The sequence below is a fragment of the Enterobacter sp. 61D5 genome (assembly GCF_034107965.1).
Lineage (GTDB): Bacteria > Pseudomonadota > Gammaproteobacteria > Enterobacterales > Enterobacteriaceae > Enterobacter > Enterobacter cloacae_M.
Genome location: NZ_JAWNFK010000002.1, coordinates 109,667 through 126,310 on the forward strand (window position 1 = coordinate 109,667; position 16,644 = coordinate 126,310).

The 16,644-nt window shown below is 54.7% G+C and carries 17 protein-coding genes and 3 tRNA genes; 13 read left to right on the forward strand and 7 right to left on the reverse strand.

Annotated elements, in window-relative coordinates:
- Window positions 1-46: 46 nt before the first annotated feature.
- The 5 genes from tcyJ (at window position 47) to sdiA (ending at window position 4,323) form a co-directional block, all read left to right on the forward strand.
- On the forward strand, window positions 47-847 hold the full coding sequence (gene tcyJ, locus UTM25_RS00710; RefSeq protein WP_023336163.1) for a cystine ABC transporter substrate-binding protein: 801 nt from the start codon (window positions 47-49) through the stop codon (window positions 845-847).
- 106 nt (window positions 848-953) lie between these two features.
- A complete protein-coding gene (gene dcyD / locus UTM25_RS00715) occupies window positions 954-1,940 on the forward strand; it encodes a D-cysteine desulfhydrase (RefSeq protein WP_048977123.1) in 987 nt (328 codons plus the stop codon).
- 21 nt (window positions 1,941-1,961) lie between these two features.
- A complete protein-coding gene (gene tcyL, locus UTM25_RS00720) occupies window positions 1,962-2,630 on the forward strand; it encodes a cystine ABC transporter permease (protein ID WP_014884380.1) in 669 nt (222 codons plus the stop codon).
- Window positions 2,627-3,379, forward strand: coding sequence for an L-cystine ABC transporter ATP-binding protein TcyN (tcyN, locus tag UTM25_RS00725; protein WP_008500343.1), 753 nt, complete (start codon window positions 2,627-2,629; stop codon window positions 3,377-3,379). The genes tcyL and tcyN overlap by 4 nt, the downstream gene beginning before the upstream one ends.
- A 221-nt stretch (window positions 3,380-3,600) precedes the next feature.
- Window positions 3,601-4,323 (forward strand): transcriptional regulator SdiA, encoded by a 723-nt coding sequence (sdiA, locus tag UTM25_RS00730; protein WP_194399552.1) that lies wholly within the window; start codon window positions 3,601-3,603, stop codon window positions 4,321-4,323.
- 66 nt (window positions 4,324-4,389) lie between these two features.
- On the opposite strand, the gene UTM25_RS00735 is transcribed toward sdiA, so the two are convergent.
- Window positions 4,390-4,614, reverse strand: a complete 225-nt coding sequence (locus tag UTM25_RS00735) for a DUF2594 family protein (RefSeq protein WP_008500345.1) — start codon at window positions 4,612-4,614, stop codon at window positions 4,390-4,392.
- 466 nt (window positions 4,615-5,080) lie between these two features.
- On the opposite strand from UTM25_RS00735, the gene uvrY reads away from it, so the two are divergent.
- From uvrY to UTM25_RS00765, 6 genes are all read left to right on the forward strand, one after another.
- Window positions 5,081-5,737, forward strand: a complete 657-nt coding sequence (gene uvrY / locus UTM25_RS00740) for a UvrY/SirA/GacA family response regulator transcription factor (RefSeq protein WP_194399551.1) — start codon at window positions 5,081-5,083, stop codon at window positions 5,735-5,737.
- A complete protein-coding gene (uvrC, locus tag UTM25_RS00745; protein WP_194399550.1) occupies window positions 5,734-7,566 on the forward strand; it encodes an excinuclease ABC subunit UvrC in 1,833 nt (610 codons plus the stop codon). Before uvrY ends, uvrC begins: the two co-directional genes overlap by 4 nt.
- Window positions 7,567-7,622: 56 nt before the next feature.
- Window positions 7,623-8,171: a CDP-diacylglycerol--glycerol-3-phosphate 3-phosphatidyltransferase gene (gene pgsA / locus UTM25_RS00750; RefSeq protein ID WP_023312285.1), complete on the forward strand. Its 549-nt coding sequence runs from the start codon at window positions 7,623-7,625 to the stop codon at window positions 8,169-8,171.
- 152 nt (window positions 8,172-8,323) lie between these two features.
- Window positions 8,324-8,399 (forward strand) — tRNA-Gly (locus tag UTM25_RS00755).
- Between the two features lie 46 nt (window positions 8,400-8,445).
- Window positions 8,446-8,519 (forward strand) — tRNA-Cys (locus tag UTM25_RS00760).
- Window positions 8,520-8,530: 11 nt separating this feature from the next.
- Window positions 8,531-8,617: transfer RNA gene (locus UTM25_RS00765), tRNA-Leu, on the forward strand.
- An 82-nt stretch (window positions 8,618-8,699) separates the two neighbouring features.
- Here UTM25_RS00765 and UTM25_RS00770 read toward each other — a convergent pair.
- The 5 genes from UTM25_RS00770 to UTM25_RS00790 all read right to left on the reverse strand — a co-directional run bounded on the left by UTM25_RS00770 (window position 8,700) and on the right by UTM25_RS00790 (window position 13,706).
- The gene (locus UTM25_RS00770) at window positions 8,700-9,416 is read right to left on the reverse strand and encodes an ABC transporter ATP-binding protein (protein WP_194399549.1); all 717 of its coding nucleotides are present in this window, start codon (window positions 9,414-9,416) and stop codon (window positions 8,700-8,702) included.
- Window positions 9,413-10,288, reverse strand: coding sequence for an ATP-binding cassette domain-containing protein (locus tag UTM25_RS00775; protein ID WP_194399548.1), 876 nt, complete (start codon window positions 10,286-10,288; stop codon window positions 9,413-9,415). Before UTM25_RS00775 ends, UTM25_RS00770 begins: the two co-directional genes overlap by 4 nt.
- Window positions 10,285-11,559: a high-affinity branched-chain amino acid ABC transporter permease LivM gene (gene livM, locus UTM25_RS00780; protein ID WP_194399629.1), complete on the reverse strand. Its 1,275-nt coding sequence runs from the start codon at window positions 11,557-11,559 to the stop codon at window positions 10,285-10,287. Before livM ends, UTM25_RS00775 begins: the two co-directional genes overlap by 4 nt.
- A gap of 11 nt (window positions 11,560-11,570) precedes the next feature.
- A complete protein-coding gene (locus tag UTM25_RS00785; RefSeq protein WP_023312278.1) occupies window positions 11,571-12,485 on the reverse strand; it encodes an ABC transporter permease subunit in 915 nt (304 codons plus the stop codon).
- 132 nt (window positions 12,486-12,617) lie between these two features.
- Window positions 12,618-13,706, reverse strand: a complete 1,089-nt coding sequence (locus UTM25_RS00790) for a branched-chain amino acid ABC transporter substrate-binding protein (protein ID WP_320714148.1) — start codon at window positions 13,704-13,706, stop codon at window positions 12,618-12,620.
- Window positions 13,707-14,131: 425 nt separating this feature from the next.
- Between UTM25_RS00790 and UTM25_RS00795 the strand changes: the two genes are divergently transcribed.
- Complete coding sequence (locus tag UTM25_RS00795) at window positions 14,132-14,800, forward strand: YecA family protein (RefSeq protein ID WP_029741940.1); 669 nt, start codon at window positions 14,132-14,134, stop codon at window positions 14,798-14,800.
- A gap of 34 nt (window positions 14,801-14,834) precedes the next feature.
- On the opposite strand, the gene tyrP is transcribed toward UTM25_RS00795, so the two are convergent.
- Entirely contained in the window at window positions 14,835-16,046 is a 1,212-nt protein-coding gene (tyrP, locus tag UTM25_RS00800) for a tyrosine transporter TyrP (protein WP_194399547.1), read from the reverse strand.
- 229 nt (window positions 16,047-16,275) lie between these two features.
- Between tyrP and UTM25_RS00805 the strand changes: the two genes are divergently transcribed.
- On the forward strand, window positions 16,276-16,617 hold the full coding sequence (locus UTM25_RS00805) for a hypothetical protein (RefSeq protein WP_045404419.1): 342 nt from the start codon (window positions 16,276-16,278) through the stop codon (window positions 16,615-16,617).
- Window positions 16,618-16,644: the final 27 nt, after the last annotated feature.

Consider the following 16,644-nt stretch of genomic DNA (forward strand, 5'->3'; position numbering starts at 1 on the left):
GCGATTTCTCTACACTACGTAAAAATTCCACTATATCGGGGTATTTATGAAATTTGCACTTCTGGGTCGTCAGGCGCTGATGGGTGTTATGGCCGTTGCGCTGGTTGCGGGTATGAGCGTGAAAACGTTCGCCGCTGAAAACCTGCTGAATAAAGTAAAAGAGCGCGGTACGCTGCTGGTCGGGCTGGAAGGAACCTATCCTCCGTTCAGCTTCCAGGGCGATGACGGTAAGCTGACCGGTTTTGAAGTGGAGTTTGCTGAAGAGCTGGCGAAGCACCTCGGCGTTAAAGCGTCGCTGAAACCGACCAAATGGGACGGTATGCTGGCGTCGCTGGATTCCAAACGTATTGATGTGGTGATTAATCAGGTGACCATTTCTGACGAGCGTAAGAAGAAATATGACTTCTCTACGCCGTACACCGTGTCCGGTATTCAGGCGCTGGTGAAGAAAGGCAACGAAGGCGGAATTAAAACTGCCGCGGACCTGAAAGGGAAGAAAGTCGGTGTCGGTCTGGGTACCAACTACGAAGAGTGGCTGCGCCAGAACGTGCAGGGCGTGGATATCCGCACCTATGATGATGACCCGACGAAATACCAGGATCTCCGCGTGGGCCGTATCGACGCCATTCTGGTTGACCGCCTGGCCGCGCTGGATCTGGTGAAGAAAACCAACAATACCCTGGCGGTAGCGGGTGATGCGTTCTCTCGTCAGGAATCAGGCGTTGCCGTTCGTAAAGGTAACGAAGACCTGGTCAAAGCGATTGATTCTGCGATTGCCGACATGCAAAAAGACGGCAGCCTGAAGGCGCTCTCCGAGAAGTGGTTCGGTGCAGACGTCACGAAATAAGCTTCTGCCGTAAAAAAAGGCGCTTTTAAAAGCGCCTTTTTTATTTCTTTCGCGTCTGCGTGCATAATGAAAAATATCACATTTTGTCAGAGTTACCGGAGAACCCATGTCACTACAGAATTTAACGCGCTTTCCCCGCCTGGAGTTCATCGGCGCGCCGACGCCGCTGGAGTATCTGCCGCGATTTTCTGATTATTTAGGGCGCGATATTTTTATCAAGCGTGACGACGTGACGCCGATGGCGATGGGGGGCAATAAGCTGCGCAAGCTGGAGTTTCTGGCGGCTGATGCACTGCGCGAAGGCGCGGATACGCTCATTACCGCCGGGGCTATCCAGTCCAACCACGTTCGTCAGACGGCGGCAGTGGCGGCAAAGCTCGGGCTCCACTGCGTGGCATTGCTGGAAAACCCGATTGGCACGCGGGCAGAAAACTATCTTACCAACGGCAACCGTCTGCTGCTGGACCTGTTTAACGTGCAAGTCGAAATGGTGGAGGCGTTGACCGACCCGACCGCCCAGCTCGACGAGCTGGCGACGCGTCTGGAAGCGCAGGGGTTCCGCCCCTACGTTGTCCCCGTCGGCGGTTCGAACGCGCTGGGCGCGCTGGGGTATGTGGAGAGTGCGCTGGAAATCGCGCAGCAGTGCGAGGGCGCGGTAAGCCTCTCCTCCGTGGTTGTTGCGTCCGGCAGTGCGGGCACGCATGCCGGGCTGGCGGTGGGGCTGGAACAACTGCTGCCGGACGTCGAGCTGATTGGCGTGACGGTGTCCCGCAGCGTCGCGGATCAGAAGCCGAAAGTGGTCACCTTACAGCAGGCGGTAGCCGCGCAGCTGGAGCTGAAGGCCAGGGCCGACATTCTGCTCTGGGACGACTATTTTGCGCCGGGTTACGGTACGCCTAACGAAGAGGGCATGGAAGCGGTGAAGCTGCTGGCGCGCCTCGAGGGCATACTGCTCGATCCGGTCTATACCGGCAAAGCGATGGCCGGACTGATTGACGGCATTGCGCAGAAACGCTTTAAGGATGAAGGGCCGATTTTATTTGTCCATACCGGCGGGGCGCCTGCGCTGTTTGCCTACCATCCTCATGTCTAAAAATCAGGTCGAAAAATAATAATGCAAGAAAGTATTCAACTGGTTATTGATTCTCTGCCGTATCTGCTGAAAGGTGCGGTATTTACGTTACAGCTCAGTATCGGCGGGATGTTCTTCGGCCTGGTGCTGGGATTTGTGCTGGCATTAATGCGCATGTCACCCATCCTGCCGGTACGCTGGCTGGCGCGGTTTTATATCTCCGTATTTCGCGGCACGCCGCTTATCGCTCAGCTCTTTATGATCTACTACGGCTTGCCGCAGTTTGGTATCGAGCTGGATCCGATCCCCGCAGCGATGATTGGTCTGTCGCTCAATACCGCGGCGTACACGTCAGAAACCCTGCGAGCGGCTATCTCCTCCATTGACAAAGGGCAGTGGGAGGCGGCAGCCAGTATTGGGATGACGCCATGGCAGACGCTGCGTCGGGCCATTCTGCCGCAGGCGGCACGCGTGGCGCTTCCACCGCTGAGCAATAGCTTCATTAGCCTGGTGAAAGATACGTCCCTGGCGGCAACGATTCAGGTACCGGAACTGTTCCGTCAGGCGCAGCTCATTACTTCGCGCACGCTTGAAGTCTTTACAATGTATCTGGCCGCCTCGCTGATTTACTGGGTGATGGCGACGGTGCTTTCTGCTCTGCAAAACTACTTCGAAAACCAGCTTAACCGCCAGGAGCGTGATCCAAAATGAGTGCTATCGACGTCAAAAACCTGGTGAAAAAATTCCACGGTCAAACGGTGCTCCACGGGATCGATCTTGAAGTAGAGCAGGGTGAAGTGGTGGCGATTATCGGACCAAGCGGTTCGGGAAAAACGACGCTGCTGCGCAGTATTAACCTGCTTGAACAGCCGGAAGGCGGCACCATTCGGGTAGGGGAGATAACGATTGATACCGGGAAATCAATCAGCCAGCAGAAAGGGTTAATTCGCCGCCTGCGCCAGCATGTTGGCTTCGTTTTCCAGAACTTTAATCTCTTCCCGCACCGTACGGTGCTGGAGAACATTATCGAAGGGCCGGTTATCGTTAAAGGTGAGCCAAAAGAGGAAGCGACGGCGCGCGCGCGCGAGCTGCTCGCTAAAGTTGGGCTGGCGGGGAAAGAGACCAGCTATCCTCGCCGTCTGTCGGGCGGCCAACAGCAGCGCGTGGCGATAGCGCGCGCGCTGGCGATGCGTCCTGACGTGATCCTGTTTGATGAACCGACCTCTGCGCTCGATCCGGAACTGGTGGGTGAGGTGCTGAACACCATTCGCCAGCTGGCGCAGGAAAAACGGACGATGGTGATCGTGACGCATGAAATGAGCTTTGCACGCGATGTTGCTGACAGAGCCATCTTCATGGATCAGGGGCGGATTGTGGAGCAGGGGCCGGCGAAAAGCCTGTTCGCTAACCCTCAACAGCCCCGAACCCGTCAGTTCCTTGAAAAATTCCTTATGCAGTAGAATTTTTGCACTAATTTGCTCCAGAAAGTTAGGCTGGAGCAAATTATTCTCCCTTCGGGGGCAGTCGTTTGTTTTTTTATTCCATCCGGCCCGGATAAACCTTATCAATAGTAAAGTTAATTGTGCTAGTGCCGATATTTTGTAGTTAGAAAAAAGTTTTATGTGTTAGGTTATATTCACCATAATAATGATTATCTTTTCAGAGGCTTCATTTAGTAAGTATGAAGGATTCAGACTTTTTCACCTGGCGACGGGATTGCTCCCTCCGGTTTCAGGAATTGACGAATACCGATGAGGTATATCGGGAGCTAGAGCGGCAAACTCAGGCGCTGGAATTCGATTATTACGCGCTCTGCGTGCGACATCCCGTGCCCTTTACGCGCCCTAAAATCTCTTTGCAGACCACTTATCCAAAGCCGTGGATGGCGCAATATCAATCCGCGAACTATTTCGCTATCGATCCGGTTTTAAAAGCGGAAAATTTCATCCAGGGTCATTTGCCCTGGACAGACGCATTATTTGCCGAGGCGCAGGAATTATGGCATAGCGCCCAGGACCACGGTTTACGCGCGGGAATAACGCAATGCCTGATGCTGCCTAATCATGCGCTTGGCTTCCTGTCTGTTTCTCGTACTAGTGTACTGGAAGGGCCTTTTGCCCGTGAGGAAATAGAACTGCGGCTGCAAATGCTGGTGCAAATGGCCTTAACTTCTCTGATGCGTTTTGAAGATGGGATGGTTATGCCACCCGAAATGAAATTCAGCAAACGCGAGCGCGAAATTCTGAAATGGACTGCGGAAGGGAAGACGTCAGCGGAAATAGCGATCATTCTCTCTATCTCTGAGAATACCGTTAACTTCCATCAGAAAAATATGCAGAAGAAATTCAACGCGCCCAACAAAACCCAGATTGCGTGCTACGCGGCGGCAACGGGACTGATCTGACAGGATAATACGTTCTGCGTGACAGACGAACAAACGGCTGAATGCACTGCATCCAGCCGTTTTTTGTTACTGGCGGTAGGCTTGTTTGATTTGCTTAACGGTGTTAGCAAATACCGCAGATTCAGCCTGGTCTTCCATCTCCGCGATTTGTTTTTCCATTTTAATGATCACACGACCGGCATCCGCCTGGCCCATCGCCTGCAGCATCAGCGTCAGCAGTGCTTTCAGGCAGTTTACTTCCTGTGCCAGTTCCTGGTTATTCTCCGCAGTGGCAAATTCAGGTGTGCTCATTTATTTTCCTCATTATTTAACGGCGCTAAAGCGCGACGACGAAAGTCAAGGCGGCGGAGTATACCACAAGCTGAAGCAAAAAATGCAGCGGTTGTTTTTTGTACTTTTACTTGGATGTTTAATTGCGTAAACAGAACGTACCGGTAAACTGAACCGTCGTGAAAGGCTATTAATTGTTTGTGCCCGGTTCGCTTGTCGTTAATTATTGTTACAAAAATTTGAGATCTGTTTTTTTGCAGGAAAAGCCTGCAAGTTTTTTGTAACTTTTTGAATACAGATGCTTAAAAAAAGCTGCAAAAGCCCTGAATGCATGGTCTCTCTTTCCACGGACTGTACAGCCTAATTTCCAAAAACGAGAGCAAAATCGAATAGCCGGTTTTTTAACGTTTTAATCTTGTGAGGAAAACCGTTAATATAAACCAAATTATCACTCAGTAGCGTTATCCCTATTCTGGAGACATTTCCTTTGATCAACGTCCTTCTTGTTGATGACCACGAACTGGTGCGCGCAGGGATACGACGCATTCTTGAAGATATTAAAGGTATTAAAGTTGCCGGTGAGGCGTGCTGCGGCGAAGATGCGGTAAAATGGTGCCGCACAAACTCGGCCGATGTGGTACTGATGGATATGAATATGCCCGGTATCGGTGGCCTTGAAGCAACACGCAAAATCGCGCGTACCTTTGTCGATACAAAAGTCATCATGCTGACCGTGCATACCGAAAACCCACTGCCCGCGAAAGTGATGCAGGCGGGCGCTGCGGGCTACCTGAGTAAAGGTGCTGCGCCGCAGGAAGTCATCAATGCAATCCGTTCCGTGTTTGCCGGACAGCGCTACATAGCGTCCGACATTGCCCAGCAGATGGCGCTGAGTCAGATCGAGCCCGAGAAAACCGAATCACCGTTTGCCAGTTTGTCCGAGCGTGAATTGCAGATTATGCTGATGATCACCAAAGGTCAGAAGGTGAATGAGATCTCGGAACAGCTGAATCTCAGCCCGAAAACGGTGAACAGCTATCGTTACCGGATGTTCAGTAAACTGAACATTCATGGTGACGTCGAACTGACGCACCTGGCCATCCGGCACGGTTTGTGTAATGCGGAGACGTTGTTAAGTCAGTGAGTGATGTGTTCGATTCAAAAGCATTTCTGAAAACCGTAACCAGCCAGCCTGGCGTCTATCGCATGTATGACGCTGGCGGTACGGTTATCTACGTGGGGAAGGCAAAAGATCTTAAAAAACGCCTCTCCAGCTATTTTCGCAGCAACCTGGCCTCCCGTAAGACCGAAGCGCTGGTCTCACTCATTCAGAATATTGATGTCACCGTCACGCACACCGAGACAGAAGCGCTGCTGCTTGAGCACAACTATATAAAGCTCTACCAGCCGCGCTATAACGTCCTGCTGCGTGATGATAAATCCTACCCGTTTATTTTTCTGAGCGGCGACACCCATCCGCGCCTCGCCATGCACCGCGGTGCAAAACACGCCAGGGGCGAATATTTCGGGCCGTTCCCTAACGGCTATGCCGTGCGAGAAACGCTGGCGCTGCTGCAAAAAATCTTCCCGATCCGCCAGTGTGAAAATAGCGTTTACCGTAACCGCTCGCGCCCGTGCCTGCAGTACCAGATTGGACGCTGCCTGGGGCCCTGCGTGGAAGGGCTGGTAAGTGAAGAAGAGTATGCCCAGCAGGTGGATTATGTGCGCCTGTTCTTAGCCGGAAAAGACGATCAGGTCTTAACGCAGCTGATCGCGCGCATGGAAAAAGCCAGCGCCGCACTCGAGTTTGAAGAGGCCGCGCGTATCCGCGACCAAATCCAGGCGGTACGCAGAGTCACTGAGAAACAGTTTGTCTCCAATACCGGTGACGATCTCGACGTCATCGGCGTAGCCTTTGACGCCGGAATGGCCTGCGTGCACGTGCTGTTTATTCGCCAGGGCAAAGTGCTCGGCAGCCGCAGCTATTTCCCGAAAGTGCCCGGCGGTACTGAACTGGGTGAAGTGGTAGAAACCTTTGTCGGCCAGTTCTATCTGCAGGGAAGCCAGATGCGCACGCTGCCTTCTGAGATCCTGCTCGATTTTAATCTTGAAGATAAAACCCTGCTGGCCGATTCGCTCTCTGAACTGGCGGGGCGTCGGGTCAATGTACAAACCAAACCGCGCGGCGATCGTGCCCGTTATCTGAAGCTGGCGCGCACCAACGCGGCGACGGCACTCACCACTAAGCTGTCGCAGCAGTCGACGGTGCATCAGCGCTTAACTGCCCTGGCGACGCTGCTGAAGCTCCCGGAAGTGAAGCGGATGGAGTGTTTCGACATCAGTCACACGATGGGGGAACAGACGGTGGCGTCGTGCGTGGTATTTGATGCGAATGGCCCACTGCGCGCCGAGTATCGCCGCTACAACATCACCGGGATCACGCCGGGCGATGATTATGCGGCCATGAATCAGGTGCTGCGTCGTCGCTATGGTAAAGCCATAGAAGAGAGCAAAATCCCGGATGTCATCCTGATTGACGGCGGGAAAGGGCAGCTCGGCCAGGCAAAAGCGGTATTTGAGTCGCTTGATGTCAGCTGGGATAAAAACCATCCGCTGCTGCTGGGTGTTGCAAAAGGGGCCGATCGTAAGGCCGGTCTGGAGACATTGTTCTTCGAGCCGGAAGGCGAGGGCTTCAGCCTGCCGCCGGACTCCCCGGCGCTGCATGTCATCCAGCATATTCGCGATGAATCACACGACAATGCCATCAGCGGTCACCGCAAAAAACGGGCGAAGGTGAAAAACACCAGTAGCCTGGAAACGATCGAAGGCGTGGGGCCAAAACGTCGCCAGATGCTGCTGAAATATATGGGCGGATTGCAAGGATTACTCAACGCCAGCATGGAGGAAATTGCAAAAGTGCCGGGTATTTCGCAAGGGCTGGCAGAAAAGATCTACTACTCGTTGAAACATTGAGGGCTCTGTAGCAACATAGAGCTAAATTTTACTGACAACAAACAGTTACCGTTATTATGCAATTTAATATCCCTACGTTGCTCACTCTCTTTCGTGTTGTACTCATTCCGTTCTTTGTACTGGCGTTTTATCTGCCGGTCGTCTGGGCACCTTTCGCCTGCGCATTGCTCTTTCTGATCGCGGCGGTCACCGACTGGTTTGATGGCTATCTGGCCCGTCGCTGGAATCAAAGCACCCGTTTCGGTGCCTTCCTCGATCCGGTGGCAGACAAAGTGATGGTCGCTATCGCCATGGTGCTTGTAGCCGAGCACTATCACACCTGGTGGGTAACGCTGCCGGCGGCAACCATGATCGGCCGTGAGATCATTATCTCTGCGCTGCGCGAGTGGATGGCGGAACTGGGTAAACGCAGCAGCGTGGCGGTCTCGTGGATTGGTAAAGTCAAAACGACGGCGCAGATGGCGGCGCTGGTCTGGATGCTCTGGCGTCCGAACGCCTGGGTAGAATGGGCGGGAATTGGTCTGCTGTGGGTGGCGGCAGTGCTGACGCTGTGGTCCATGCTGCAATATTTGAACGCTGCGCGCGGGGATTTGCTTGATCAGTGATCGTTTCGCCGTAATTTTCAGCAAACGATCCAGGGATGCAAAAAATAACGTTGACTCATAACGTCATATCAGTAGAATGCAACGCATCGAACGGCGGCACAGCAAGCCGGACGATAATGAAATCAAGTGGTTAGACGTTTACTTGATGACATGCGGGAATAGCTCAGTTGGTAGAGCACGACCTTGCCAAGGTCGGGGTCGCGAGTTCGAGTCTCGTTTCCCGCTCCAGATTAAAGACATGCGCAGTAGCGGGTGTCAGTTTGAAAAGTTTTACGGCGCGTTAGCAAAGCGGTTATGTAGCGGATTGCAAATCCGTCTAGTCCGGTTCGACTCCGGAACGCGCCTCCACTTTCTTCCCTGGCCGGATGGTGGAATCGGTAGACACAAGGGATTTAAAATCCCTCGGCGTTCGCGCTGTGTGGGTTCAAGTCCCACTCCGGCTACCATGGGAAACAAAGAATAATCAAAGCAATAAGCAGTGTCGTGAAACCACCGAAAGGTGGTTTTTTTGTGCCTGAAATTTGCCAGTCAAACCCCACCCAGATACGCCTTCCTGACCTCCTGATTTCCCAGCAGCTCCTCGCCGCTGCCGCTCAGCCGGATCTGTCCGTTAACCATCACATACCCACGGTCGGAAAGCTTCAGCGCGTGATGCGCATTCTGCTCCACCAGAAAGATGGTCATGCCGTTGCGGGCCAGCTCGCGCAGCGTCTGGAAGATCTGTTTCACCACAATCGGCGCCAGACCGAGGCTCGGTTCATCCAGCAGCAGCAGCTTCGGACGGCTCATCAGCGCCCGGGCGATCGCCAGCATCTGCTGTTCCCCGCCGGACATGGTCATCGCGCGCTGCTTGCGCCGCTCCTTGAGGCGAGGGAAGAGGTCGAACATGGTTTGCATATCCTCAGCGGCAAACTGGCTGCCGATGGGGATGGTCCCCATCAGCAGGTTCTCTTCAACGGTCATATCCGGGAAGATTCGTCTGCCTTCCGGCGCCTGCGCAATGCCGCCGGAGGCGACGTAGTGGGTAGATTTATGGCTGATATCTTCACCAGCGAAAAGGATCTGCCCGCTGCGAATACGGGGCTGGCCAAAGATGGACATCAGCAATGTCGATTTACCCGCGCCGTTTGCGCCGATCAGCGCCACGGTTTCACCCTTATTGACCTCGAGGGAAACCTGTTTAAGCGCCTGAATGACGCCGTAAAACACGTCCACCTCGCGAAATGCCAGCAGCGGTTCGCTCATAGGTTGACCTCGCTTTCATCCGTACCCAGGTAGGCGGCAATGACCTTTTCATCATGCTGGATCTGCTCGGGTTTTCCCCTGGCAATAACATCCCCGTGGTCGAGCACGATAATGTCGTCCGAAATCTCCATCACCATCCCCATATCATGCTCAATTAGTAGTACCGTGATGTCATGATGATCCCGCAGAAAGCGAATAATGCTGCTGAGCTTATGCGTTTCAACCGGGTTAAGCCCGGCGGCGGGTTCATCCAGACAGATCATTTCCGGCCCGGTGCACATTGCTCGCGCAATTTCCAGACGCCGCTGCTGGCCGTACGACATCTCTCCCGCCAGGCGATTGGCGCACTCCACCAGATCCACCACTTCCAGCCAGTAGAAGGCCCTGTCCATGGCGTCGCTCTCCGCCCGCCGGTATGCCGGCGTATTTAAGATCCCGGCGAGCAGATTGCGGTTAACGCGCATATGCTGCGCAACCAGCAGGTTTTCCACGACCGACATCTCGCGAAAAAGACGGATATTTTGAAACGTGCGCGCCAGCCCTGCGCGGTTGACCAGATGCGTTCCGCCGAACATTTTGTAGAAAAGACGCTGCCCGAACTGCGCGGGGTTAATCCAGTCTCCAGGCTGGAATTTTTGTCCGAGCACCTGAATAACGTTGGTCGTTTTATGGCGGGTATTAAATAAAATGTTGCCGCCGGAGGCTCTGTAGAAGCCCGTCAGGCAGTTAAACACGGTTGTTTTTCCCGCCCCGTTTGGCCCAATCAGGGCGGTAATTGAGCCACGCTGCACGTCCAGGTTGACGTCGTTTAGCGCCTTAATCCCGCCGAAGTGCATCATCAGATGTTCAACGCGTAATATCGTTCCGTTCATGGCGCGACGCCCTTACGCACGGCAAACCCGCTGCGGTTAATGCGGATCAAACCGCGCGGACGCCAGATCATCATCACCACCATGAGCATGCCAAACAGCAGGACGCGGTACTCGGCAAAACTGCGCAGCAGTTCCGGCGTTACCGTGAGCACAAAGGCGGCCAGCACCACGCCAAGCGTCGAGCCCATCCCGCCCAGCACCACGATGGCGAGGATCAGCGCCGATTCAAAGAAGGTAAAGGAGGTGGGATTCACGAACCCCTGATAGGTGGCGAAGAACACCCCGGCAATGCCCGCGGTCGACGCGCCCAGCGTAAAGGCTGACAGCTTGACCAGAACATGATTTAACCCCATCGAGCGGCAGGCAATTTCGTCTTCACGCAGGGCTTCCCACGCCCGACCAATCGGCATCCGCGTCAGGCGGTGCTTGATGTAGAGCACCAGCATCACCACCAGGAACAGCACCGCGTAGATAAAAATAAACTTCATGTTCGGGTTATAGGTCAGGTGGAAAAATTCGTGAAAGGGCACGCCGCCTTCTTTCGCGCGTCGCCCAAATTCCAGACCGAAAAAGGTGGGGGGAGGGGCCGACACGCCGTTTGGGCCGCCGGTGAAGGTCAGCCAGTTGTTCAGTATCAGGCGAATGATCTCCCCGAACCCGAGGGTGACGATGGCCAGATAGTCACCGTGCATGCGCAGTACCGGGAAACCGAGCAGGGCGCCTGCGGCGGCGGCCATGATTGCCGCCAGCGGCAGCATGCTCCAGAAGCCTAAGCCGAGATACTGGTATCCCAGCGCCAGACCGTACGCCCCAATTGCGTAGAACGCGACATATCCCAGATCCAGCAGGCCGGCCAGACCCACGACAATATTCAGCCCCAGACCGAGAAGCACGTAGATCAGCCCGAGAATGGCGACGGTCAGCACATATTTAGTGGCGACAAACGGAAAGCAAATCGCAAGGGCAATTACCAAAGGAATTATCCAGCGCATGCGGCTTTTGTATTCAGGTGGCCGGACATATACGCCCGCGCTATCGGCTTCGAAGCGTGCCTGGAAACGGGCGCCAGCGGCGGTACCTAAAAAGACGCTCAGCAGAAAACGCCCGAGCATGACGATGCCAACCATCCAGGCCAGCCGCTGCCCGGCAAAGTTAAAGCTGTAACCGTCCAGCACCACGCCCGCTATGGGGCCGAAAATAATCAGCGCTATCAGCCCGGAAAAAATCGCGTCCAGCATGCAGCGTTTAAGTGAAAAACCGTGTGATGTCATCATTATCTCCCTCACACTTTGGCCACAATCGGGCGCCCAAGCAGGCCCTGGGGACGGAAAATAAGGATCATGACCAGCAGGCCGAACGAGAAGACGTCTTTATAGTCCGAATTCACCATGCCCGAGAACTGGGCTTCCGCCACGCCCAGGATAAGGCCACCGAGCATGGCGCCGGGAAGGGAGCCGATGCCGCCGAGCACCGCTGCAGTAAAGGCTTTAATGCCGATCACGAACCCGACGTAGAAATCAAAGGTGCCGTAATTCATGGTGATCAACACCCCCGCCAGACCGGCCATCGCCGCGCCGATGACAAAGACCAACGAAATAATCCGGTCGGTGTTAATGCCCAGAATGGAGGCCATCTTACGATCCTGCTGTACCGCGCGGCACATCCGGCCCAGCCGGGTATGGTTGATAATCCAGGTGAGCACCAGCATGCCGGCAAACGAGGCAACCAGAATAAACACTTTGGTGTAGGTTATCTGCACGAACCCGTCGCCCAGATGCAGGCGAATCACGCCGTCCAGCATGGTCGGCACTCCTTGCTGACGCGGACCCTGGCTCAGCTGCGCGTAGTTTTGCAGAATAAGAGACATCCCAATGGCGGAGATCAGCGGCGCCAGGCGCGTCGAGTTGCGCAGCGGCTTGTAGGCGATACGCTCGATGGTCCAGCCGTACACCCCGGTTACTACAATGGTGAACACCAGCGTCCCGAGGATCAGCAGTGGGAACGACTGCAGACCGAAGAACGAGAGCAGCGCCAGGCCGATGGCGCAGAGATAGGCGGAAATCATATACACTTCGCCGTGGGCGAAATTGATCATCCCAATAATGCCGTACACCATGGTGTAGCCGATGGCGATTAAACCGTAGACGGAGCCCAGCGTTAAGCCATTGATTAACTGTTGCAGGAAGAATGTACTCATCTTAGCGCGCTCGTTTTATAGGCTGCGCGATGCGCGCAGCCTGATGTTTATTACGCGCCGACGGGCAGGCCCGCCGACGTTGAGCGTGACTCCGTCCCGTTACTGCACTTCCTTATATTTGCCTTTGTCGTCTCACTGGTAAACCACGTAGTCAGACACTTTCAGATCGCCTTTGCTATCCCAGGCTTTTTTGCCCATCACCGTGTCGACGGAATTGGCTTTCAGCCACTCGCTGGCTTTGGCGGAGTCCTTGCCGCCGGTGGCCTTGAAGGCTGCGGCAATAGCCTGTACGGAGGCATAGGAGTAAAGGGTGTAACCTTCCGGCTCGAATTTACCGGCGCGGAATTTCTCGATAACCGCTTTACCGTCGGGGATAAGACGCGGATCTTTACCGAAGGTCATGTAAATACCGTTGGTGTATTGCGGGCCCCCCGCGGCGGTCACCATCTCTTCGTTGACAATACAGTCGCCGGAGAAGAATTTCGCCTGCACGCCCTGTTCGCGCATCTGGCGAACCAGCGGACCGGCTTCCGGGTGACAGCCACCGAAGAACACGACGTCCGGTTTTTGCGCGCCGATCTTCGTCACCAGCGCGTTAAAGTCTTTTTCACCGCGGGATAACCCCTCATACATTACATCCTGAACCCCGCGTTTCGCCAGCGCCGCTTTGGTGGCGTCAGCCAGACCCTGACCATAGGTGTCTTTATCGTGAATAATCACCACGCGCTTGGCTTTCAGCTTGTCGATGATGAAGTCGCTGGCAACCTGACCCTGCTGATCGTCGCGTCCGCACATGCGGAACATGTCGCTCATGCCGCGTTCGGTGATCAGCGGGTTAGTTGAGCCGGGGGTAATCGCAATAATGCCCGCGTCGCTATACACCTCGGAGGCGGGCATTGTGGAAGAGGAGCAGAAATGGCCGACCACGGCGTTGACCTTATCCTGGTCAACTAAACGGTTGGCCACGGCCACGGCCTGCTTGGGCTCGCAGGCATCATCCCCCTGAACCAGTTTGATCTTCTCGCCGTTAATGCCGCCTGCGGCATTAATGTCTTCAGCGGCCTGCGTTGCGCCGTGCCAGTACTGATCGCCATAGGTGGCATTCGGACCCGTGAACGGCCCGGCCACGCCAATCACAATATCAGCCCGGGCGGAAAACGCTGTCACCAGGCAACCGGCCAACACAAGAGAAAGAGGAGTTCTGATAAATTTCAGCGACATTATTATGTTCCTTAGCAAAGAGGTTTTTGCACCACGGCGTAAACCCGAACGCCCGACGGCGCAGCCAATCCGAAACACGAGCAAGAACAAAATGCACTAAACGAACAAGATACAGACGGCATCCTGCATAGTACGGCGAGATTTCCCTGCGCAGAGGCGCGCGAAGAACGTTAAGCAAAAACGTTGCCAGAATGGTTAACCCATTGACGGGCATGCGACATGTTTGAGTATAGAGCGCCGCGTTATGCCGCCTTACGGGAGGAGAAGAAATTACAGCGGAGATCACATATCGTTAACAATAAAGCCCATAAGTTGTGCAAAGGTCACGGTTTGCACGTTTTTGCAGCAATAAAGACCTAAACTTCAGCCCGGAGAGGGGTGAGATATGTGTTAGGATCGTTTCCTTTTTTGCAGGAGTATCAGCGATGACTGAAGGCCCATTGAATGAAAGCGAAATGGCGTGGCTTGAAGAGACGTTAATGTCTTACGGTCATGATGACGCGTCAGTGATTGACGTGTCCGAACTGGACGGCATGCTTACCGCAGTGCTTTCCGGTCCTGTTGTCGTTGAGCCAGATGCCTGGCTGGTGGCGGTGTGGGGCGGCGAGAAGTACATTCCGCGCTGGAAAAACGATCGTGAGATGAACCGTTTTATCGATCTCTGCTTTAAGCATATGAATGATATTGCCGAGCGCCTGAGCGAGTACCCGGATCAGTTTGAACCTATGTTCGGTTATAACGACGTTGACGGTGAGAGCTATACCGTGGTGGAAGAGTGGTGCTATGGCTATATGCGCGGCGTGGCGCTGACGGACTGGTCAGCCTTGCCGGAAGCCCTGAAGGCCGATCTTGACGTGATTGCGCTGCACGGAACGGAAGAGAACAGCGAAAAGCTGGATGAACTGTCCGAAGAGGAGTATATCGCCAGCATCGAAAGCATCCAGCCTGCGGCACTGCGTTTATATCAATACTGGGTTAACAACCCGCAGCAGCCTGAAGTGAAGAAGCCGACGGTGAACGGCACGAAGGTCGGGCGTAACGATCCGTGTCCTTGCGGCAGCGGGAAGAAGTTTAAGAGCTGCTGTTTGCACTGATAAAAAAAGGGGCTGATGATAGCCCCTTTTTTATTTAACCCACTTCCGGCAGCATCCCGGCTGCAATCAATACCTGCACCAGAATAATCACCACCCCACAGCCAAACACAACACACAGCAGCGGTTTTCCTCCCGCCACGCGATATCCCTGCTGAGGATGCTGCTGGCGGCTTTTCCACGCCAGCAGGGAAGGGAGCAGCAGGGCCAGGATAGAGAGCGCCACCCCCGCATAGCCCAGCGCCATCACAAACCCGCGTGGGTAAAACAGCGCAAAAGCGAGCGGCGGCAGGAAGGTGATGGCTCCCGTCTGCAACCGTCCGGCCGCAGTATTGCGACGCTGGAACAGGTCGGCCAGGTAATCAAACAGGCCGAGCGCCACGCCCAGGAACGAGGTTGCCAGAGCCAGGTCGGCAAACAGGTGTACCGCCAGCTCCACGTGCGGGGAGGTAACAACCTCGCGCAGTGCCAGCAGAAAACCGTTCAGGCCAGCGTGTTGCGCCATCAGCCCAATAAAGGTTGAAGAGTCAATGCTGCCCAGCGTCACCAGCTGCCAGAAGATATAGGCGATCAGCGGGATCGCGCTTCCGATAATAAAAACGCGGCGTAGCTTGCGGATATCGCCGTTCATATAGCTGACGATGCTCGGCACGCTGCCGTGGAAGCCAAACGAGGTGAAAATGACCGGGATCGCGGAGAGCGCCAGCCCTTTTTCCAGAGGCAGCGTGAGCAGGTTGACCTTGTGCACGTGCGGCGCCAGCAGCACCAGCATGATAATCAGGAAGAGAATTTTTGCGCTGAACAGAAAGCGGTTAAACAGATCGACCAGCGATGTCCCCACGCAGACCACGCCGCCGCCGATGAGCGCAAAGAAGATAGCCCCCGTCGCCGGGGTAATGTCAGAGCCAAACCAGTCGTTGAAGCTGGAGGCGATGAGTTCACCGGCGCCGCTGATATAGGCGGCGGTCAGGGCGTACATCAGGAACATCATGCTAAAGCCGGTTATCCACTGGCCGTAGCGCCCCAGATAGCGCGCCGCAAGCGAACCCAGACCGGTGTCGGCGGGGACGTGCTGGTAAACCTCAAGCAGCAGCAGCGCGGTGTAGCACATCAGCGCCCAGAGCGTGCCCAGCAGCAGCAGGGTCATGCCAAATCCCACGCCCGCGGCTGCCAGCGGCATTGCCAGCATTCCTGCGCCAATCGTCGTTCCGGCGACGATAAAAATACTTCCCAGGGTTCTGTTTTTCACGCTTTCCTCTACAACGATGCTTAACCGCGACAAAATCTGCGGCGCAGAGTAAGGGAAAAGCCGTAATTCGTCAAATCACCGTTACAAGTAGTGTAATGAATAATTTACGGATTATTGGCGATCTGATCCTTTTTAGGCGGATGCCTACTTCATAAGGGCAATATTGCTGGGCGACATACCGGCGTAACGTAAACAATAAATATAAATTATCAAATTAAGTGAGGGTTTTATGGCTGGGGAGAATCCCTTCACCGCGGCATGGAGCCGGGGAGGTAACCTGTTGTGCCATGGGCACTGGATAATCAGCTGGCAGAACCAGCCCCTGATACTTCCCGAGTCCCGCCGCGAAAAGGATATGGGCACCTGGGCAATCTATTCGGTTATCGATCCTGAAGATGAAACCTTTGCGCAAGGCTTACAGGAAGATGAGTGGATCGTTGAGAATGTCGACTGGTTAACGGATATGTTCTTCGAGGTGGGGATTCCGCTGGAGACGTCCAGCTACCGCTATTTTTACCAGGCGGTGAATCCTCATGACTGGCGCTGCACCAGCTGCGCGGGGTGTATGTAAATTAGCGCGGGGGCGGGAACCCGCCCC